17 protein-coding genes are annotated in these 20,911 nt (G+C 73.1%); 16 read left to right on the forward strand and 1 reads right to left on the reverse strand.

Features of this window, described 5'->3' with window-relative positions:
- Position 1: 1 nt before the first annotated feature.
- From ACFQ9Z_RS28010 to ACFQ9Z_RS28065, 12 genes are all read left to right on the forward strand, one after another.
- A complete protein-coding gene (locus tag ACFQ9Z_RS28010; protein ID WP_383024488.1) occupies positions 2–1,288 on the forward strand; it encodes a dihydroorotase in 1,287 nt (428 codons plus the stop codon).
- Positions 1,285–1,845, forward strand: a complete 561-nt coding sequence (locus ACFQ9Z_RS28015; RefSeq protein WP_383024493.1) for a hypothetical protein — start codon at positions 1,285–1,287, stop codon at positions 1,843–1,845. The genes ACFQ9Z_RS28010 and ACFQ9Z_RS28015 overlap by 4 nt, the downstream gene beginning before the upstream one ends.
- Positions 1,842–2,984: a glutamine-hydrolyzing carbamoyl-phosphate synthase small subunit gene (gene carA / locus ACFQ9Z_RS28020; protein WP_383024496.1), complete on the forward strand. Its 1,143-nt coding sequence runs from the start codon at positions 1,842–1,844 to the stop codon at positions 2,982–2,984. Before ACFQ9Z_RS28015 ends, carA begins: the two co-directional genes overlap by 4 nt.
- A complete protein-coding gene (gene carB / locus ACFQ9Z_RS28025; RefSeq protein ID WP_383024504.1) occupies positions 2,977–6,285 on the forward strand; it encodes a carbamoyl-phosphate synthase large subunit in 3,309 nt (1,102 codons plus the stop codon). The genes carA and carB overlap by 8 nt, the downstream gene beginning before the upstream one ends.
- Positions 6,286–6,336: 51 nt before the next feature.
- Entirely contained in the window at positions 6,337–7,443 is a 1,107-nt protein-coding gene (locus ACFQ9Z_RS28030; protein WP_383024507.1) for a quinone-dependent dihydroorotate dehydrogenase, read from the forward strand.
- Complete coding sequence (gene pyrF / locus ACFQ9Z_RS28035) at positions 7,440–8,285, forward strand: orotidine-5'-phosphate decarboxylase (RefSeq protein WP_383024510.1); 846 nt, start codon at positions 7,440–7,442, stop codon at positions 8,283–8,285. Before ACFQ9Z_RS28030 ends, pyrF begins: the two co-directional genes overlap by 4 nt.
- Before the next feature lie 300 nt (positions 8,286–8,585).
- A complete protein-coding gene (locus ACFQ9Z_RS28040) occupies positions 8,586–8,909 on the forward strand; it encodes an integration host factor (protein ID WP_003977346.1) in 324 nt (107 codons plus the stop codon).
- Positions 8,910–8,970: 61 nt separating this feature from the next.
- A complete protein-coding gene (gene gmk, locus ACFQ9Z_RS28045) occupies positions 8,971–9,564 on the forward strand; it encodes a guanylate kinase (protein ID WP_383024516.1) in 594 nt (197 codons plus the stop codon).
- A gap of 75 nt (positions 9,565–9,639) precedes the next feature.
- The gene (gene rpoZ / locus ACFQ9Z_RS28050; protein WP_005319902.1) at positions 9,640–9,912 is read left to right on the forward strand and encodes a DNA-directed RNA polymerase subunit omega; all 273 of its coding nucleotides are present in this window, start codon (positions 9,640–9,642) and stop codon (positions 9,910–9,912) included.
- A gap of 114 nt (positions 9,913–10,026) precedes the next feature.
- Entirely contained in the window at positions 10,027–11,229 is a 1,203-nt protein-coding gene (coaBC, locus tag ACFQ9Z_RS28055; RefSeq protein WP_383024806.1) for a bifunctional phosphopantothenoylcysteine decarboxylase/phosphopantothenate--cysteine ligase CoaBC, read from the forward strand.
- Positions 11,230–11,524: 295 nt separating this feature from the next.
- Positions 11,525–12,733 carry a methionine adenosyltransferase gene (gene metK / locus ACFQ9Z_RS28060; RefSeq protein ID WP_383024519.1) on the forward strand — a complete coding sequence of 403 codons (1,209 nt, stop codon included), beginning with the start codon at positions 11,525–11,527 and terminating at the stop codon, positions 12,731–12,733.
- A gap of 160 nt (positions 12,734–12,893) precedes the next feature.
- Positions 12,894–15,041 carry a primosomal protein N' gene (locus tag ACFQ9Z_RS28065; protein WP_383024523.1) on the forward strand — a complete coding sequence of 716 codons (2,148 nt, stop codon included), beginning with the start codon at positions 12,894–12,896 and terminating at the stop codon, positions 15,039–15,041.
- A 120-nt stretch (positions 15,042–15,161) separates the two neighbouring features.
- Here ACFQ9Z_RS28065 and ACFQ9Z_RS28070 read toward each other — a convergent pair whose 3' ends face one another.
- Entirely contained in the window at positions 15,162–15,704 is a 543-nt protein-coding gene (locus ACFQ9Z_RS28070; RefSeq protein WP_383024527.1) for a hypothetical protein, read from the reverse strand.
- A 268-nt stretch (positions 15,705–15,972) separates the two neighbouring features.
- On the opposite strand from ACFQ9Z_RS28070, the gene fmt reads away from it, so the two are divergent.
- The 4 genes from fmt to ACFQ9Z_RS28090 all read left to right on the forward strand — a co-directional run bounded on the left by fmt (position 15,973) and on the right by ACFQ9Z_RS28090 (position 20,348).
- On the forward strand, positions 15,973–16,905 hold the full coding sequence (gene fmt / locus ACFQ9Z_RS28075; protein WP_383024530.1) for a methionyl-tRNA formyltransferase: 933 nt from the start codon (positions 15,973–15,975) through the stop codon (positions 16,903–16,905).
- Positions 16,906–16,985: 80 nt separating this feature from the next.
- Positions 16,986–18,404 carry an RsmB/NOP family class I SAM-dependent RNA methyltransferase gene (locus ACFQ9Z_RS28080; protein WP_383024535.1) on the forward strand — a complete coding sequence of 473 codons (1,419 nt, stop codon included), beginning with the start codon at positions 16,986–16,988 and terminating at the stop codon, positions 18,402–18,404.
- 123 nt (positions 18,405–18,527) lie between these two features.
- Entirely contained in the window at positions 18,528–19,214 is a 687-nt protein-coding gene (gene rpe / locus ACFQ9Z_RS28085; RefSeq protein WP_143638114.1) for a ribulose-phosphate 3-epimerase, read from the forward strand.
- Positions 19,215–19,304: 90 nt separating this feature from the next.
- Positions 19,305–20,348, forward strand: coding sequence for a sugar-binding transcriptional regulator (locus ACFQ9Z_RS28090; protein ID WP_383024540.1), 1,044 nt, complete (start codon positions 19,305–19,307; stop codon positions 20,346–20,348).
- Positions 20,349–20,911: the final 563 nt, after the last annotated feature.

Consider the following 20,911-nt stretch of genomic DNA (forward strand, 5'->3'; position numbering starts at 1 on the left):
CATGAGCAAGATCCTGATCCGGGGTGCGAAGGTGCTCGGCGGCGAGCCGCAGGACGTGCTGATCGACGGGGAGACGATCGCCGAGGTGGGCCAGGGCCTGAGCGCCGAGGGCGCCGAGGTCGTGGAGGCCGCCGGGAAGGTGCTGCTGCCCGGCCTGGTCGACCTGCACACCCATCTGCGCGAGCCGGGCCGCGAGGACTCCGAGACCGTGCTCACCGGCACCCGCGCGGCCGCGAGCGGCGGCTACACGTCCGTGTTCGCCATGGCCAACACCTTCCCGGTCGCCGACACCGCCGGCGTCGTCGAGCAGGTCTACCGGCTCGGCCGGGAGCACGGCTACTGCGACGTCCAGCCCATCGGCGCCGTCACCGTCGGCCTGGAGGGCAGGAAGCTCGCCGAGCTGGGGGCCATGCACGAGTCCGCCGCCGGCGTCACCGTCTTCTCCGACGACGGCAAGTGCGTGGACGACGCGGTGATCATGCGCCGCGCGCTGGAGTACGTGAAGGCCTTCGGCGGCGTCGTCGCCCAGCACGCGCAGGAGCCCCGCCTCACCGAGGGCGCCCAGATGAACGAGGGCGTCGTCTCCGCCGAGCTGGGTCTGGGCGGCTGGCCGGCCGTCGCCGAGGAGTCGATCATCGCGCGGGACGTGCTGCTCGCCGAGCACGTGGGCTCCCGCGTGCACATCTGCCACCTGTCGACCGCCGGGTCCGTGGAGATCGTCCGCTGGGCCAAGTCCCGCGGCATCGACGTCACCGCCGAGGTCACCCCGCACCACCTGCTCCTCACCGACGAACTGGTGCGCACGTACAATCCGGTCTACAAGGTCAACCCCCCGCTGCGCACCGAGCGCGACGTGCACGCCCTGCGCGAGGCGCTCGCCGACGGCACGATCGACATCGTCGCCACCGACCACGCCCCGCACCCGCACGAGGACAAGGACTGCGAGTGGGCCGCCGCCGCCATGGGCATGGTGGGCCTGGAGACCGCGCTGTCGGTGGTCCAGGACACGATGGTCGACACCGGCCTGCTCGACTGGGCAGGCGTCGCCGACCGGATGTCCGTCAGGCCGGCGCAGATCGGACAGGCCACCGGACACGGCCGTCCCGTCTCGGCTGGTGAGCCCGCCAACCTCACCCTCGTCGACACGGCATACCGTGGCCAGGTGGACCCCGCGGGCTTCGCCTCGCGCAGCCGCAACACCCCCTACGAGGGACGTGAGCTGCCGGGCCGTGTGACGCACACATGGCTGCGGGGCAAGGCCACGCTCGTCGACGGGAAGCTCACGTGACACCTGTAATCCTGCTGGCCGAGGCGAAGAAGTCGGCCGAGGTCACCGACTGGGGCGCCCGCATCGGCTGGCTCGTCGGACTCGCCCTCTTCGTCGCGCTCATCTACTGGCTGATGCGCGAGGGCTGGAAGTGGCGCGGCACCCTCCAGAGTGACCTGCCCGCCCCGCCCGGCGCGCCGGAGGCCACCGGGCCGGTGAGACTGAGCATGAACGGCCGCTACCACGGCTCCACCACCGCCGGACAGTGGCTGGACCGCATCGTGGCCCACGGCCTCGGCACCCGCAGCCGGGCCGAGCTCACCCTGACCGACGCGGGTCTGGCGGTCGAGCGCCCCGGAGCGAGCGACTTCTTCGTCCCCGCGGCCGCGCTGCGCGGCGCCCGGCTCGACAAGGGCATCGCCGGCAAGGTCCTCACCGAGGGCGGACTGCTGGTGGTGACCTGGGAACTGGGCGACAAGCTCATCGACTCCGGTTTCCGCTCCGACCACGCGGCCGAGCACACCGAGTGGGTCGACACCCTGAACAAGATGATCAACGACACGGAAGGCGCACGATGACGACCTCCACCAGGGGAGCCGCGAAGGTTCCCGCCGTACTCGTCCTGGAGGACGGCCGCGCCTTCCGCGGCCGCGCCTACGGGGCCGTGGGGGAGACCTTCGGCGAGGCCGTGTTCTCCACCGGCATGACCGGTTACCAGGAAACCCTCACCGACCCGTCCTACGACCGTCAGATCGTCGTCGCGACCGCCCCGCAGATCGGCAACACCGGCTGGAACGACGAGGACGACGAGTCCCGGCGCATCTGGGTCTCCGGTTACGTCGTGCGCGACCCCGCGCGCGTGCCGTCCAACTGGCGCGCCAAGCGGTCCCTGGACGACGAGCTGGTCGCGCAGGGCGTGGTCGGCATCTCCGGGATCGACACCCGCGCGCTCACCCGCCACCTGCGCGAGCGCGGCTCGATGCGCGCCGGCATCTTCTCCGGCGAGGCGCTCGCCCCCGAGGCCGAGCTGGTCGAGCGCGTGCGCACGCAGCCGCACATGAAGGGCGCGAGCCTCTACGAGGAGGTCGCGACCAAGGAGGCGTACATCGTCCCGGCGGTCGGCGAGAAGCGCTTCACCGTCGCCGCCATCGACCTCGGCATCAAGGGCATGACCCCGCACCGCATGGCCGAGCGCGGCATCGAGGTGCACGTGCTGCCCGCCACCGCCACGCCCGACGACGTCTTCGCCGTCGAGCCCGACGGCGTCTTCTTCTCCAACGGCCCCGGCGACCCGGCCACCGCGGACGGCCCCGTCGCGCTGATGTCCGCCGTCCTGGAGCGCCGGACGCCGCTGTTCGGCATCTGCTTCGGCAACCAGATCCTCGGCCGCGCCCTCGGCTTCGGCACCTACAAGCTGAAGTACGGTCACCGGGGCATCAACCAGCCGGTCCAGGACCGCACGACCGGCAAGGTCGAGGTCACCGCGCACAACCACGGGTTCGCCGTGGACGCGCCGCTCGACAAGGTCAGCGAGACGAAGTTCGGCCGCGCCGAGGTCTCGCACGTCTGCCTGAACGACAACGTGGTGGAGGGGCTGCAGCTGCTCGACCAGCCGGCCTTCTCCGTCCAGTACCACCCCGAAGCGGCAGCCGGTCCGCACGACGCCGCCTACCTGTTCGACCGCTTCGTTTCCCTGATGGAGGGCCAGCGTGCCTAAGCGCACCGATATCCAGTCCGTCCTGGTCATCGGCTCCGGCCCGATCGTCATCGGCCAGGCCGCCGAGTTCGACTACTCCGGCACCCAGGCGTGCCGCGTGCTCAAGGCCGAGGGCCTGCGCGTGATCCTCGTCAACTCCAACCCGGCGACGATCATGACCGACCCGGAGATCGCCGACGCCACCTACGTCGAGCCGATCACCCCCGAGTTCGTCGAGAAGATCATCGCCAAGGAGCGCCCGGACACGCTGCTGCCCACCCTGGGCGGCCAGACGGCCCTGAACACTGCCATCTCGCTGCACGAGAACGGCGTCCTGGAGAAGTACGGCGTCGAGCTGATCGGCGCCAAGCCCGAGGCCATCCACAAGGGCGAGGACCGCGACCAGTTCAAGGCGGTCGTGGAGGAGGTCCGCCGCAAGATCGGGCACGGCGAGTCCGCCCGCTCGGTGATCTGCCACACCATGGACGACGTCCTGGCGGGCGTCGAGACGCTCGGCGGCTACCCCGTAGTCGTCCGCCCCTCCTTCACCATGGGCGGCGCCGGCTCCGGCTTCGCGCACGACGAGGAGGAGCTGCGCCGCATCGCCGGCCAGGGCCTCACGCTCTCCCCGACCACCGAGGTGCTCCTGGAGGAGTCCATCCTCGGCTGGAAGGAGTACGAGCTGGAGCTGATGCGCGACAAGCACGACAACGTCGTGGTCGTCTGCTCCATCGAGAACTTCGACCCCATGGGCGTGCACACCGGCGACTCCATCACGGTCGCGCCCTCGATGACGCTGACCGACCGCGAGTACCAGATCCTGCGCGACATCGGCATCGCCGTCATCCGCGAGGTCGGCGTCGACACCGGCGGCTGCAACATCCAGTTCGCGGTGAACCCCGAGGACGGCCGGGTCATCGTCATCGAGATGAACCCCCGCGTGTCGCGTTCCTCCGCGCTCGCCTCCAAGGCCACCGGCTTCCCCATCGCCAAGATCGCCGCGAAGCTGGCCGTCGGCTACACGCTGGACGAGATCCCGAACGACATCACGCAGGAGACCCCGGCCTCCTTCGAGCCCACGCTCGACTACGTGGTCGTCAAGGCGCCGCGGTTCGCCTTCGAGAAGTTCCCGCAGGCGGACTCCACGCTGACCACCACCATGAAGTCGGTCGGCGAGGCCATGGCCATCGGCCGCAACTTCCCCGAGGCCTTCCAGAAGGCGCTGCGCTCGCTGGAGAAGAAGGGCAGCCAGTTCGCCTTCACCGGTGAGCCCGGCGACAAGGAGACCCTGCTCCGCGAGGCCGTCCGTCCCACCGACGGCCGGATCAACACGGTCATGCAGGCGATCCGCGCGGGCGCCACGCCCGAGGAGGTCTTCGAGTACACGAAGATCGACCCGTGGTTCGTGGACCAGCTCTTCCTGATCAAGGAGATCGCGGACGAGCTGGCCGAGGCCCCCGAGCTGACCGGTGACCTGCTCTCCGACGCCAAGCGCCACGGCTTCTCCGACCAGCAGATCGGTGAGATCCGCGGCCTGCGCGAGGACGTCGTCCGCGAGGTCCGGCACGCCCTCGGCATCCGCCCGGTCTACAAGACGGTCGACACCTGCGCCGCCGAGTTCGCCGCGCGGACGCCGTACTTCTACTCGGCCTACGACGAGGAGTCCGAGGTCGCGCCCCGCGAGAAGCCGGCCGTCATCATCCTGGGCTCCGGCCCGAACCGCATCGGCCAGGGCATCGAGTTCGACTACTCCTGCGTCCACGCCTCCTTCGCGCTCTCCGACGCCGGGTACGAGACCGTGATGGTCAACTGCAACCCGGAGACCGTCTCCACCGACTACGACACCTCCGACCGGCTGTACTTCGAGCCGCTGACGCTGGAGGACGTGCTGGAGATCGTCCACGCCGAGCAGCAGGCCGGCCCGGTCGCGGGTGTGATCGTGCAGCTCGGCGGCCAGACCCCGCTCGGCCTGTCGCAGGCCCTGAAGGACAACGGCGTGCCGATCGTGGGCACCTCGCCCGAGGCGATCCACGCCGCCGAGGACCGCGGCGCCTTCGGCCGGGTCCTGGCGGAGGCCGGCCTGCCCGCCCCGAAGCACGGCACGGCCACCACCTTCGAGGAGGCCAAGGCCATCGCCGACGAGATCGGCTACCCGGTCCTGGTCCGGCCCTCGTACGTGCTCGGCGGACGCGGCATGGAGATCGTCTACGAGGAGACCCGCCTGGCCTCCTACATCGCCGAGTCGACCGAGATCAGCCCCTCCCGGCCGGTCCTCGTCGACCGCTTCCTGGACGACGCCATCGAGATCGACGTCGACGCGCTCTACGACGGCGAGGAGCTCTACCTCGGCGGCGTCATGGAGCACATCGAGGAGGCCGGCATCCACTCCGGCGACTCGGCGTGCGCCCTGCCCCCGATCACCCTCGGCGGCTTCGACATCAAGCGCCTGCGCGCCTCCACCGAGGCGATCGCCAGGGGCGTCGGCGTGCGCGGCCTGATCAACATCCAGTTCGCGATGGCGGGCGACATCCTCTACGTCCTGGAGGCCAACCCGCGCGCCTCACGCACGGTCCCCTTCACCTCCAAGGCGACCGCGGTGCCGCTGGCCAAGGCCGCCGCCCGGATCTCGCTCGGCGCGACCGTCGCCGAGCTGCGCGCCGAGGGCCTGCTCCCGGCGAACGGCGACGGCGGCGAGCTGCCGCTGGACGCGCCGATCTCCGTCAAGGAGGCCGTCATGCCCTGGTCGCGCTTCCGCGACATCCAGGGTCGCGGCGTCGACACCGTCCTCGGCCCGGAGATGCGCTCCACCGGCGAGGTCATGGGCATCGACTCCGTCTTCGGCACGGCGTACGCCAAGTCGCAGGCGGGCGCCTACGGGCCGCTGCCGACCAAGGGCCGCGCGTTCATCTCGGTGGCCAACCGGGACAAGCGCTCGATGATCTTCCCGGCGCGCGAGCTGGTCGCGCACGGCTTCGAGCTGCTCGCCACCTCCGGCACCGCCGAGGTCCTCAAGCGCAACGGCATCAACGCCACCGTCGTGCGCAAGCAGTCCGAGGGCACCGGCCCGAACGGCGAGCGGACCATCGTCCAGCTCATCCACGACGGCGAGGTCGACCTCATCGTCAACACCCCGTACGGCACCGGCGGCCGCCTCGACGGCTACGACATCCGCACTGCGGCGGTGGCCCGCTCCGTGCCGTGCCTGACGACCGTCCAGGCGCTCGCCGCGGCCGTCCAGGGCATCGACGCCCTCAACCACGGCGACGTGGGCGTCCGCTCGCTCCAGGAACACGCGGAACACCTGACCGCGGCCCGCGACTAGCAGCCCCGAGGGGGACACCGGAAACGGTGTCCCCCTCTTCACGAGGACACCATGTACAAGATCTTCTTCAGTCTCGTCTTCAAACGGATGGACCCCGAGAAGGCGCATCACCTGGCCTTCCGCTGGATCCGGCTGGCCGTACGCGTCCCGGTGCTGCGCACGTTCGTCGCGGCCGCCCTCGCGCCCCGCCACAAGGAGCTGCGCACCGAGGCCTTCGGGCTGCGCATGCACGGCCCCTTCGGGCTCGCGGCCGGCTTCGACAAGAACGCCGTCGCGATCGACGGCATGTCGATGCTCGGCTTCGACCACGTCGAGATCGGCACGGTCACCGGCGAACCGCAGCCCGGCAACCCCAGGAAGCGGCTGTTCCGGCTCGTGGCCGACCGCGCGCTGATCAACCGCATGGGCTTCAACAACGACGGCTCGCTGGCCGTCGCGGCCCGCCTCGCCGCCCGCGAGCCGGTCTTCCGGACCGTGGTCGGCGTCAACATCGGCAAGACCAAGGTCGTTCCCGAGCAGGAGGCCGTCGGCGACTACGTGAAGTCCGCCGAGCGCCTCGCGCCGTACGCCGACTACCTGGTGGTGAACGTCTCCTCGCCGAACACGCCCGGTCTGCGCGACCTGCAGGCGACCGAGGCGCTGCGCCCGCTGCTCGGCGCGGTCCGCGAGGCCGCCGACCGCGCGGTCCCGGACCGGCGCGTGCCGTTGCTGGTGAAGATCGCTCCCGATCTCGCGGACGAGGACGTCGACGCCGTGGCCGACCTGGCGGTGGAACTCGCACTGGACGGCATCATCGCCACCAACACCACCATCGCGCGCGAAGGCCTCGGCCTGGCCTCGGCGCCGTCGCTGGTGAAGGAGACCGGCGGTCTCTCCGGCGCGCCGCTGAAGGCACGCTCCCTGGAAGTGCTGCGCCGCCTGTACGCGCGCGTGGGCGACCGGATCACGCTGGTGGGCGTCGGCGGCATCGAGACCGCCGAGGACGCCTGGCAGCGCATCCTGGCCGGCGCCACGCTGGTGCAGGGCTACAGCGCCTTCGTCTACGAGGGCCCGTTCTGGTCCCGCGCGATCCACAAGGGCCTCGCCGCGCGCCTGCGGACCAGCCCGTACGCCACCCTCGCCGACGCGGTCGGCGCCGATGTGAGGAACGACGCATGACGGCTTGTGAACCCTTCGGCGCCCGCCTGCGCCGCGCGATGGACGAGCGCGGCCCGTTGTGCGTGGGCATCGACCCGCACGCCTCGCTGCTCGCCGAGTGGGGCCTGGCCGACGACGTGGCCGGCCTGGAGCGGTTCAGCCGCACGGTCGTCGAGGCGGTGGCCGACCGGGTCGCCGTGATGAAGCCGCAGAGCGCGTTCTTCGAACGGTTCGGCTCGCGCGGCGTCGCCGTCCTGGAGCGTACGGTCCAGGAGGCGCGCGCGGCCGGCACGCTGGTCGTGATGGACGCCAAGCGCGGCGACATCGGCTCGACCATGGCCGGGTACGCGGAGGCCTACCTGCACAAGGACTCCCCGCTGTTCTCGGACGCGCTGACCGTCTCGCCCTACCTCGGCTACGGCTCGCTCGGTCCGGCCGTCGCGCTGGCCCGGGAGAGCGGCACCGGTCTCTTCGTGCTGGCGCTGACCTCCAATCCGGAGGGCCCCGAGGTCCAGCACGCGGTGCGCGCCGACGGGCGCGACGTGGGGGCCACGATGCTGGCGCACCTGACCGCCGAGAACGCCGGCGAGCAGCCGCTGGGCTCGTTCGGGGCGGTCGTCGGCGCCACGGTGGGCGACCTGTCCTCGTACGACCTCGGCATCAACGGCCCGCTCCTGGCGCCCGGCGTCGGGGCGCAGGGAGCCACCGCGGCCGACCTCCCGCGGGTCTTCGGGCCGGCGGTGCGCAACGTGGTGCCCAACGTCAGCCGTGGGGTGCTGCGGCGGGGCCCCGACGTCGCGGCCCTGCGGTCGGCCACGGAGCGCTTCGCGGAGGAGATCCGCACCGCCGTCGCGGGCGGCTGAGCCGCCGGCCGGGTGCCCGGGGGCACGACGGGCGGGCGGGTCGAGGGTGAATACATCTTCAAATAGAGGGCAATATGTCTGAAATGTCCGGCCTGGCGGCGGCTGACCAGTACTTTTCCGCTGTTCTCGCTGACTCTGGCGGACTTGCCCGCTAGTCTCCGAGCAGTGGGGGCACCTCCCGCGCCCCTGCATACAGTGCGGGAGAACGGGCAGCGTGTTGCTCGTGGCTCCCCAGGTGTGGGGCGACTAGGTTCCTCACCGGTCCGTATCCGACAGTTCGACATCCGAGGTGACGTAGGCGTGGCTCTTCCGCCCCTTACCCCTGAACAGCGCGCAGCCGCGCTCGAAAAGGCCGCCGCGGCTCGCCGGGAGCGGGCCGAGGTCAAGAATCGACTCAAGCACTCCGGCGCCTCCCTGCACGAGGTCATCAAGCAGGGCCAGGAGAACGACGTCATCGGCAAGATGAAGGTCTCCGCCCTGCTCGAGTCCCTGCCGGGCGTGGGCAAGGTCCGCGCCAAGCAGATCATGGAGCGTCTGGGCATCTCCGAGAGCCGCCGCGTGCGCGGTCTCGGCTCCAACCAGATCGCTTCCCTGGAGCGTGAGTTCGGCAGCACCGGGTCCTGAGCCCGGTCCCCCGCCGAACCGGGAGTCCCGGGCACTGCGGGATTGCTGGAATAATCGCTGCATGGCTGTAACACCCCGGGGGACGACCCCCGTGCCCCCGGACGCACGTCCGCGGCTGACCGTGCTCTCCGGCCCCTCCGGGGTCGGCAAGAGCACGGTCGTCGCCCATATGCGCAAGGAACATCCCGAGGTCTGGCTCTCGGTGTCGGCGACCACCCGCAAGCCGCGCCCCGGCGAGCAGCACGGAGTCCACTACTTCTTCGTCACCGACGACGAGATGGACAAGCTGATCGCCAACGGCGAGCTGCTGGAGTGGGCCGAGTTCGCCGGCAACCGCTACGGCACGCCCCGCGCGGCCGTGCAGGAGCGGCTGGAGAACGGCGAGCCGGTGCTGCTGGAGATCGACCTCCAGGGCGCCCGGCAGGTCCGCGACTCCATGACCGACGCCCAGCTCGTGTTCCTGGCCCCGCCCTCCTGGGAGGAGCTGGTGCGCAGACTGACCGGCCGGGGGACCGAACCGCCCGAGGTCATCGAGCGTCGCCTGGACGCGGCGAGGACCGAGCTGGCGGCCGAGCCGGAGTTCGACGAGACCCTGGTCAACACCTCCGTCGAGGACGTGGCCCGCGAGCTGCTAGCCTTGATGGACGTTGTGTGATCGTGACCGCTGCACCCAGGTGCAAACGGGCCGGCCGCACCGACTGATTCTTTCCCATCCATCGGAAGGTAGAGCGTGTCCTCTTCCATCACCGCGCCCGAGGGCATCATCAACCCGCCGATCGACGAGCTTCTCGAGGCCACCGACTCGAAGTACAGCCTCGTGATCTACGCGGCCAAGCGTGCCCGCCAGATCAACGCGTACTACTCGCAGCTCGGCGAGGGCCTGCTCGAGTACGTCGGTCCGCTCGTCGACACTCACGTGCACGAGAAGCCGCTGTCGATCGCCCTGCGTGAGATCAACGCCGGCCTGCTGACCTCCGAGGCCATCGAGGGCCCCGCCCAGTAGGACCGCGCGGTAGTACTTTTCAGATCGCGGTTTACTCATCCACAGGCCCGGCAGTCCCGCTGCCGGGCCTGTGGTGTGTGATGGACCCGTACGTTGCCGAGCCTGGGAGAGATGGTGGACAAGCCGAGGGTCGTTCTGGGGGTCAGCGGCGGCATCGCCGCGTACAAGGCCTGTGAGGTGCTGAGGCGGTTCACCGAGTCGGGTCACGACGTACGCGTGGTGCCCACCGCCTCCGCGCTGCACTTCGTCGGCGCGGCCACCTGGTCCGCCCTCTCCGGCAACCCGGTCTCCACGGAGGTCTGGGACGACGTGCACGAGGTGCCGCACGTGCGCATCGGCCAGCACGCCGACCTGGTCGTCGTGGCCCCGGCCACCGCCGACACGCTCGCCAAGGCCGCCCACGGCCTCGCGGGCGACCTGCTGACCAACACCCTCCTCACCGCCCGCTGCCCGGTCGTCTTCGCCCCGGCCATGCACACGGAGATGTGGGAGCACCCCGCCACCCAGGAGAACGTGGCCACGCTGCGCCGCCGCGGCGCCGTCGTCATCGAGCCCGCGGTGGGCCGCCTGACCGGGGTCGACACCGGAAAAGGCCGGCTGCCCGACCCGGTGGAGATCTTCGAGGTGTGCCGCCGGGTGCTGGCCCGGGGCGCCCAGGCGCCCGATCTACAGGGACGGCACGTCGTGGTCTCGGCGGGCGGCACCCGCGAGCCCCTCGACCCGGTCCGCTTCCTGGGCAACCGCTCCTCCGGCAAGCAGGGCTACGCCCTCGCCCGCACCGCGGCCGCCCGCGGCGCCCGTGTCACGCTGATCGCCGCCAACACCGGGCTGCCCGATCCGGCCGGCGTCGACGTCGTCCCGGTGGGCACCGCCGTCCAGCTCCGCGAGGCCGTCCTGAAGGCGGCGGCCGACGCCGACGCCGTGGTCATGGCCGCCGCCGTCGCCGACTTCCGCCCCGCCGTCTACGCGGCCGGGAAGATCAAGAAGAAGGACGACCAGGAGCCCGCCCCCGTCGCCCTGGTGCGGAATCCGGACATCCTCGCGGAGATCTCGGCCGAGCGCGCCCGCCCCGCGCAGGTCGTCGTCGGGTTCGCCGCGGAGACCGACGACGTGCTCGCCAACGGCCGCGCCAAGCTCGCCCGCAAGGGCTGCGACCTCCTCGTCGTCAACGAGGTGGGGGAGCGCAAGACCTTCGGCTCCGAGGAGAACGAGGCCGTGGTCCTGGGCGCCGACGGCAGCGAGACCCCCGTGCCGCACGGCCCCAAGGAGGCCCTCGCGGACGTCGTCTGGGACCTGGTGGCCGCCCGCCTGGGCTGACCGGGCCGCCCCCGTTGCGCCGTCCGGGCGCGCCCCGGTTCGGCCGTCCGGGCCCTTCTGGTCCGGCCGCGCGACGTCGGTTTTCGGCCCGACAATGTCGCGTGGCGGGCCTGGCCAAGGGCGCTCGGCATTGTGCAGAATGCCCGTGCCGCAGGTCACAGCGCTCCCGAGTGGCGAGACACGTGGGCCGGCGGCCGAGTGCGACCGATAAACTGTTCTCGGACGACGTCGGGTGCAGCCCCCCGCGTGGTCCGCCAATGATCAGCCAGCAGCCGCTGCAACCCCAGGGAGCGTTGTGTCCCGTCGCCTGTTCACCTCGGAGTCCGTGACCGAGGGTCACCCCGACAAGATCGCTGACCAGATCAGCGACACCATCCTCGACGCGCTGCTGCGCGAGGACCCCTCCTCGCGCGTCGCCGTGGAGACGCTGATCACCACCGGCCTGGTGCACGTGGCCGGCGAGGTGACGACCAAGGCCTACGCGGACATCGCGACCCTGGTCCGCAACAAGATCCTCGAGATCGGTTACGACTCCTCCAAGAAGGGCTTCGACGGAGCCTCCTGCGGCGTCTCGGTCTCCATCGGCGCGCAGTCCCCGGACATCGCGCAGGGCGTCGACACGGCCTACGAGTCCCGGGTCGAGGGCGACGAGGACGAGCTCGACAAGCAGGGCGCCGGCGACCAGGGCCTGATGTTCGGCTACGCCTCGGACGAGACGCCGACCCTGATGCCGCTGCCGGTCTTCCTGGCGCACCGCCTGTCGAAGCGGCTCTCCGAGGTCCGCAAGAACGGCACCATCCCCTACCTGCGCCCCGACGGCAAGACGCAGGTCACCATCGAGTACGACGGCGACAAGGCCGTCCGCCTCGACACGGTCGTGGTCTCCTCCCAGCACGCCTCCGACATCGACCTCGAGTCGCTGCTCGCTCCCGACATCCGCGAGTTCGTCGTCGAGCCGGAGCTGAAGGCGCTCCTGGAGGACGGCATCAAGCTGGACACCGAGGGCTACCGGCTGCTGGTCAACCCGACCGGCCGGTTCGAGATCGGCGGCCCCATGGGCGACGCCGGCCTGACCGGCCGCAAGATCATCATCGACACCTACGGCGGCATGGCCCGCCACGGCGGCGGCGCCTTCTCCGGCAAGGACCCGTCCAAGGTCGACCGCTCCGCCGCCTACGCCATGCGCTGGGTCGCCAAGAACGTCGTGGCCGCGGGCCTGGCCGCGCGGTGCGAGGTCCAGGTCGCCTACGCCATCGGCAAGGCCGAGCCGGTGGGCCTGTTCGTGGAGACCTTCGGCACCGCCAAGATCGACCACGAGAAGATCGAGAAGGCGATCGACGAGGTCTTCGACCTCCGCCCGGCCGCGATCATCCGCGACCTCGACCTGCTCCGCCCGATCTACGCCCAGACCGCCGCGTACGGCCACTTCGGCCGTGAGCTGCCCGACTTCACCTGGGAGCGCACGGACCGCGTGGAGGCCCTGCGCAACGCCGCGGGCCTCTAGCTCCCGTCCCGGTCGTCCGCCGAGGCCCGGCCTTCCCGCGAGGAGGCCGGGCCTCGGCGCGTGTCCGGCGCTCCCGCACCGCCGCCGGCCGCGGCGCCCACCCCCGGCGCGGGGCCCGCCCGGACGCCGGTTGTCGGTGGCGTTTGGTAAGAATGCAAGCGTGAGCAGCGAGAACGGTTCGGGGGACGGCGGGGCCGAAGGCGTGCCGCCGGAGCAGCTCGCGCTCATCCGGGAGAGCGTGCGGGAGGCCAAGGTGCCCCGAGCCAAGCCGCGGACCTGGCGGGGCGCCGCGCTGGCCGGGGACCTGCCGGTGGCACGGGTGCTCGTCGACAAGGGCGTGCTGCACCTCGACCGGTACTTCGACTACGCGGTGCCCGAGGAGCTGGACGCCGAGGCGCAGCCCGGGGTCAGGGTGCGGGTGCGGTTCGGCGCCGGACGGGGGCGCGTGCGCGAGGGGCGGCGCGAGGGCGGCGGGCTCATCGACGGGTTCATCGTCGAGCGGCGGGCCGAGTCCGACTACTCGGGACCGCTGGCCGCCCTCGCCCAGGTGGTGTCGCCCGAGCCCGTGCTCGGCGAGGAGCTGCTGGGGCTCGCCCGGGCCGTCGCCGACCGGTACGCGGGGAGTCTGGCCGACGTGCTGCAGCTCGCCGTGCCGCCGCGCAGCGCGCGCGCCGAGCGACGGCCGTCACCCGCCCCGCTGCCCCCGCCACCGGCCCCGGAGCCCGGCTCCTGGACGCGGTACGAGCACGGCGCCGCCTTCCTCGCCTCGCTGGCCGCCGGCGCCGCCCCGCGCGCGGTGTGGAACGCCCTGCCGGGCCCGCGGTGGAGCGACGAACTGGCCCGGGCCGTCGCCGCCACGCTCGCCTCGGGGCGCGGCGCGCTCGTCGTCGTACCGGACGGGCGGGCCGCCGCACGCGTCGACGCAGCCCTCACCTCGCTGCTCGGCGAGGGCCGGCATGTCCTGCTCACCGCCGACGCGGGCCCCGAGAAGCGGTACGCGCAGTGGCTCGCGGTGCGGCGCGGGTCGGTGCGCGCCGTCGTCGGCACCCGGGCGGCGATGTTCGCTCCGGTACGGGATCTCGGGCTCGTCGCCGTCTGGGACGACGGGGACGACAGCCACAGCGAGCAGCACGCCCCCCAGCCGCACGCGCGCGACGTGCTGCTGCTGCGCGCCTCCCTCGACAAGTGCGCCTTCCTGCTCGGCGGTTGGAGCTGCACGGTGGAAGCCGCCCAGCTCGTCGAGAGCGGCTGGGCACGGCCCCTGGTGGCGGGCCGGGAGCAGGTCCGTGGGGCCGCCCCGCTCGTCCGCACGGTCGGGGACGACGATCTCGCCCGTGACGAGGCCGCCCGCGCCGCCCGGCTGCCCACGCTCGCCTGGCAGGCGGTCCGGGAGGGACTGCGGCACGGCCCGGTGCTGGTGCAGGTGCCCCGGCGCGGTTACGTGCCGCGCATGGCGTGCGCCCAGTGCCGGGCGCCCGCCCGGTGCCGGCACTGCTCGGGGCCGCTGGAGGCCCGGGACGCCGGCGCGCCGCGCTGCGGCTGGTGCGGGCGCGAGGAGGGATCCTGGCACTGCCCGGAGTGCGGTGGCTTCAGGCTGCGGGCCCAGGTCGTGGGGGCGCGGCGGACCGCCGAGGAACTGGGGCGGGCCTTCCCCGCCGTACCGGTGCGCACATCGGGGCGCGAGCACGTGCTGGACACGGTGCCGGACACGCCCGCGCTGGTGGTGAGCACGCCCGGTGCCGAGCCCGTCGCCGAGGGCGGCTACGCGGCCGCGCTGCTGCTGGACGGCTGGGCCATGCTCGGGCGGCCCGACCTGCGGGCCGGCGAGGAGGCGCTGCGCCGGTGGATCGCCGCCGGGGCGCTCGTGCGGCCGCAGGGTGAGCGGGGCACCGTGGTCGTGGTGGCCGAGCCGACCCTGCGCCCCGTGCAGGCGCTGGTGCGCTGGGACCCCGTGGGCCACGCGGTGCGGGAGCTGGCCGAGCGGGCCGAGCTGGGCTTCCCGCCGGTGTCCCGGATGGCGGCCGTGTCGGGGACGGCCGAGGCCGTCGCCGAGTTCCTCGGCACCGTCGAACTGCCCGCGGACGCCGAGGTACTGGGGCCGGTGCCGGTGTCCGCCACACCGCCGGGCAGGCCCCGCAGGCCCGGTGCGCCCCCGCCCGGCGAGCACTGGGAGCGGGCGCTGGTACGGGTGCCCCCTGGCAGCGGTTCGGCGCTGGCCGCCGCTCTGAAGACGGCCCAGGCCGCGCGGATGGCGCGGGGCGGCGGCGAGCCGGTGCGGGTGCGGATCGACCCGCCGGACATCGGCTGAGGCCGCGCGCCCGCATCCCGGTCGGGCCCGCTCCCGCCGCGGCCCGCGCCGCCCGGCATGCTTCTGCCCTCCCGGTGTCTCCGGGAGGGCGGCGACGGGGCCCGGGCCGGGCGGCCTGGGTCAGCCGTTGCGCGGCCCGGGGAAGGCCGTCGGGCGTACGTCGTCGCGGAGCGTCGGGCTGCCCGCGGTCGGCTGGGTCGGCATCGAACGGGCCGCCGGAACCGTCGGCACCGCGGGCAGGGCGGAGTTCGCGTCGAGCGTGCGGGTGCCGGACGGCTCCGTCGCCCGCTCGTTCTCGGCGGCCGCCTGGGCGGCGGCGCGGCGGGCGCCGTAACGGCGGTGCACCGCCTGCTTGGTGACGCCGAGGGCCGAGCCCACCGCGTCCCAGGAGAAGCCGAGCGAGCGGTCGAAGTCCACGGCCGCGGTGACCAGCGTCTCGACGCTGTCCCGCAGCTCCTGGGCGAGGCGGACCGTGGGCGCGGGGGCGCGTCCATAGACGACGAAGCCCGTGGAGGGGCCGGAACGGCGCGGACGGTAGACGTTGCCCAGCTGGGCGGTGAGCGTGCGCAGCGCGTCCACCTGCCGGCGGACCCGCTCGATGTCCCGCACCAGCAAGTGCAGGCTGGCCCGGGCCTGGGCGTCGTGGGTTGCGTGGTCGGCCATGAACAAGCCTCTCGAACCGGCGTTGAAAGGAATTGGGCCGCTGCCGCGGTCCGATGTGGTCAACTCTCTCTTGACCAACGCGCAGGCGCTCCGCTGGTCACGGGGTGGGGGCGTACGGGCATATGCGTACGCCGCCCCTGGTCCGCGCACCACCGGTGCGGCCCGCCCGCCGCCCGCGCGTCCGTGACGGGTGGGGCGGGCGGCCCGGCCGGGTCATAGACTGGTGCGCTGCCCGTCCAACCCCCGCCCGAGAGGCCCGATCCCGCCCATGAAGCTGGTCTTCGCCGGTACCCCCGAGGTCGCCGTTCCCGCCCTGGACGCTCTCCTCGCCTCCGGGCGGCACGAGGTGGCCGCCGTCGTCACGCGGCCCGACGCGCCGGCCGGCCGGGGGCGCAGGCTGGTCGCGTCCCCCGTGGCCGAACGGGCGGCCGAGGCCGGGATCGAGGTGCTGAAGCCGGCCAAGCCGCGCGACCCCGAGTTCCTGGAGCGGCTGCGGGAGATCGCCCCGGACTGCTGCCCGGTGGTCGCCTACGGCGCCCTGCTGCCCCGGGCCGCCCTGGACATCCCGGCGCACGGCTGGGTCAACCTGCACTTCTCGCTGCTGCCCGCCTGGCGCGGGGCCGCGCCCGTGCAGCACGCCGTCATGGCGGGCGACGAGATCACCGGGGCCTCCACCTTCCTCATCGAGGAGGGGCTCGACTCGGGTCCGGTGTACGGCACCGTCACCGAGCGGGTACGGCCCACCGACACCAGCGGCGACCTGCTCACCCGGCTCGCGTTCGCCGGTGCCGGGCTGCTGGCCGCGACCATGGACGGCATCGCGGACGGCACCCTGAAGGCCGTGCCGCAGCCGGCGGACGGCATCACCCTCGCCCCCAAGATCACCGTCGAGGACGCCCAGGTGGACTGGGCGGCGCCCGCGCTGCGCGTGGACCGGGTGGTGCGCGGCTGCACGCCCGCGCCCGGCGCCTGGACCACGTTCCGCGGCGAGCGGCTCAAGCTCGTCCAGGTCACGCCCGTGCCCGAGCGCACCGGCCTCGCCCCCGGACAGCTCGCGGCCGGCAAGAACAGCGTGCACGTGGGCACCGGGTCGCACGCCGTCGAACTGCAGTGGGTGCAGGCCCAGGGCAAGAAGCCGATGCGGGCCGCCGACTGGGCGCGCGGGGCGCGCATCGCGGACGGGGAGACGCTCGGGGGCTGATGCCCGGGCGGCGGGGGCGCGGCCGCCGCGACGTACGCTGGGAACCGCACCCCCTTCTTCACATCCGGAGCACCTTTTTCGTGAGCGAGCAGTCCCGGCGGCCGCGCAGGCCCGCCAAGCCCTACCGCCGTCCCCAGAAGGACCCCGTCCGCATCCTCGCCTTCGACGCGCTGCGCGCGGTGGACGAACGGGACGCGTACGCCAACCTGGTCCTGCCGCCGCTGCTGCGCAAGGCGCGCGAGAAGGGCGGCTTCGAGGCGCGGGACGCCGCTCTCGCCACCGAGCTCGTGTACGGGACGCTGCGCCGGCAGGGCACCTACGACGCCGTCATCGCCGCCTGCGTCGACCGGCCGCTGCGCGAGGTCGACCCGCCGGTGCTCGACGTGCTCAGCCTGGGTGTCCACCAGCTCCTCGGCACCCGGATCCCGACCCACGCCGCCGTGTCCGCCTCGGTGGAGCTGGCGCGGGTGGTGCTCGGGGACGGGCGCGCCAAGTTCGTCAACGCGGTGCTGAGGAAGGTGGCGCAGGACGATCTCGACGGCTGGATCGCGAAGGTCGCGCCGCCCTACGACGACGATCCGGAGGACCACCTCGCCGTCGTGCACTCGCATCCCCGCTGGGTGGTCTCCGCGCTGTGGGACTCCCTCGGCGGCGGCCGGGCCGGCATCGAGGACCTGCTGGAGGCCGACAACGAGCGGCCCGAGGTCACGCTCGTCGCCCGGCCGGGCCGGTCCACCACCGAGGAGCTGCTGCGCGAGGAAGCCGCCGTGCCGGGCCGCTGGTCGCCGTACGCCGTGCGGCTGGCCGAAGGCGGCGAGCCGGGCGCCGTGCGGGCCGTGGACGAGGGGCGGGCCGGAGTGCAGGACGAGGGCAGCCAGCTCGTCGCCCTCGCGCTCGCCAACGCCCCGCTCGACGGGCCCGACGCCACCTGGCTCGACGGCTGCGCCGGTCCGGGCGGCAAGGCCGCGCTGCTGGCCGCTCTCGCCGCCGAACGCGGGGCCGCGCTGCTTGCCGCCGAGAAGCAGCCGCACCGGGCGGGACTGGTGGCCAGGGCACTGAACGGCAACCCGGGCCCGTACCAGGTCGTCACCGCCGACGGGACCCGGCCGCCGTGGCGGCCCGGCACCTTCGACCGCGTGCTGATGGACGTGCCGTGCAGCGGGCTCGGCGCCCTGCGCCGGCGCCCCGAGGCGCGGTGGCGGCGCCGCCCGGAGGACCTGGAGAGCTTCGCGCCGCTCCAGCGCACCCTGCTGCGCACCGCGCTGGACTCGGTGCGCGTCGGCGGGGTGGTCGGCTACGCGACCTGCTCGCCGCATCTCGCCGAGACCCGGGCGGTCGTCACCGACGTGCTCAAGCAGCGCCCGGAGACCGAGCTGATCGACGCCCGCCCCCTGCTGCCCGGCGTCCCGGCGCTCGGCGAGGGTCCCGACGTACAGCTCTGGCCGCACCTGCACGGCACCGACGCGATGTACCTGGCCCTGATCCGCCGCACCGGCTGACCCCGGCCGGCGGTCCCCAGGGGCGCGGGGCGACCGAGTCCGTCCCGTACCGGCCCGCGACCGAGACACAACCGCGACGGACCGCCGTTCCAGGCAGGCGCGGCGGCATGGCAGGCTTGGGTCATGGCCGCGCAGATCAACCCCAGCATTCTCTCCGCCGACTTCGCCCGCCTCGCGGACGAGGCCAAGGCGGTCGAGGGAGCCGACTGGCTCCACGTCGACGTCATGGACAACCATTTCGTCCCCAACCTCACGCTCGGCGTGCCGGTCGTGGAGTCCCTCGCCCGTGCCACCGGCACCCCGCTGGACTGCCACCTGATGATCGAGGACCCCGATCGCTGGGCGCCGCGGTACGTCGAGGCGGGGGCCTCCTCGGTCACCTTCCACGTCGAGGCGGCCGCCGCGCCCGTGCGGCTCGCCCGGGAGATCCGCGCCAAGGGCGCCCGCGCCTCCATGGCGCTGAAGCCCGCGACGCCGATCGAGCCGTACGAGGACCTGCTGCCGGAACTCGACATGCTGCTGATCATGACGGTCGAGCCGGGCTTCGGCGGGCAGGCCTTCCTCGACATCATGCTCCCCAAGATCCGCCGCACCCGGGAGCTGATCGGCAAGCACGGTCTCGAACTGTGGCTGCAGGTCGACGGCGGTGTCTCGGCCTCCACCATCGAGCGGTGCGCGGAAGCGGGAGCGGACGTCTTCGTGGCCGGCTCGGCCGTGTACGGGGCCGACGACCCGGCGGAGGCGGTGCGGGCGCTGCGCGCCCAGGCCGATTCCGCGACCGCCGGGGCCTCCTGGGCATGCGGCCACTGAGCCACGGCTACGTGAACGCTTGAGTGAACGCCGCCCATGCGGGCGGATCAGCCGCGCCGGATCTGCAAGGATGAACGGCGAATCCAGAGTGTGAACAGCAGTGAGGAGATCGCCGTGTCGGGTATGTCGGCGGGCCGGTCAGCCATGCGGATGGGACCCGCTGAGCTGGTGCAGGCGGCGGCCATGGCCCGCCGCTTCTACCTCGAGGGCAAATCCAAGATCCAGATCGCGGAGGAGTTCGGCGTCAGCCGCTTCAAAGTGGCCCGGGTCCTGGAGACGGCCCTCGAACGGGATCTCGTGCGTATCGAGATCCGTGTGCCGGCCGAGCTGGACGCCGAGCGCTCGGACGCGCTCCGCGCCCGCTACGGCCTGAGGCACGCCGTCGTGGTCGAGTCCCCGGCCGAGGCCGAGGAGACCCCCGACCCCGAGAACCTCGGCGAGGTCGCCGCCGATCTGCTCGGCGAGCTGGTCAACGAGGGGGACGTGCTCGGACTGGCCTGGGGCCGGTCCACCATCCACATGGCCGCCGCGCTCGACCGGCTGCCGCCGTGCACGGTGGTGCAGCTCACGGGCGTGTACGACGCCGGCACCTCCGAGCGCGGCTCGGTGGAGGCCGTGCGCCGGGCCGCCCAGGTGTCGGGCGGCGACGCCCACCCCATCTACGCGCCGATGCTGCTGCCGGACGCGGCCACCGCGGCCGCGCTGCGCAACCAGACGGGGATCGCCCGGGCCTTCGAGTACTTCGACAAGGTCACGGTCGCCTGCGTCTCCATCGGCTCCTGGGAGCCGGGCATCTCGACGGTGCACGACATGCTCAGCGACGAGGAGCGCGCGCACTACGCCTCCCTCGGTGTCGCCGCCGAGATGGCCGCTCACCTGTTCGACGCCGATGGGCGCCGGATCGGGCGGGACCTGGGGGAGCGGTGCATCACGGTCAAGGCCGACCAGTTGCGTCGTGTCCCGGAGGTCGTGGCGATCGCCGGCGGGCAGCGCAAGGCGTCCGCGATCGACGCGGTGCTGCGTTCCGGGCTGGTCACCAGCCTGGTGACGGACACCTCGGCAGCCGACTACCTGATGACGGCCGGCCCGACGCCGAAGCCCGCGCTCAGCCGCGCGGACCCCGACGGACACTGACACCCCGCCGGGTCGGCGACCTGGCCCGTCCGGCCCGGCGTGCCTCGTCCGGCGCGGTGTGGTGCCCGGCTCGGTGTGGCCCGCCCGCCGGGCGCGGCTCGTCCGGTCCGGTGCGGCCTGCCTCACCGGGCGCGGCTCCTCGGGTCCGGTGCGGCCTGCCGGCTCGGTGCGGCCTGCCTGGTCCGGCGTGGCCTGTCCGGCCGGGCGTGCCTCGTCCGCTCTGTGTGACCTGCCCGGCCCGGCGTGACCTCTCCGGCCCGGCGTGACCCCTTCGGCCCGGCGGGTTCCGCCGGGCCGCGGCGTGTGGCGTCGGTGGGGCGTGGTGAGGACATGGCGGGACGGCCATGACAGCATCGGCCGCGTGCTGCCGCCGCGGTTCGTCACCCAAGTACCGGCGCTGACCGTCGTCCTCGCCCTTGGAGGATTCTCCCAGCCCCCTTCCGGCGGCCCTGGAGGTTCTGTGGGGGCGTGACGGGCCGGCCGCCATGGGACAATGAAGTACGTGCTCTTTCCCCCTGGCGCACCCGTCGGGGGGTCACCTCTGATCGACTGGGATGTGCGGC

It is taken from the genome of Streptomyces sp. NPDC056580, assembly GCF_042793175.1.
Lineage (GTDB): Bacteria > Actinomycetota > Actinomycetes > Streptomycetales > Streptomycetaceae > Streptomyces.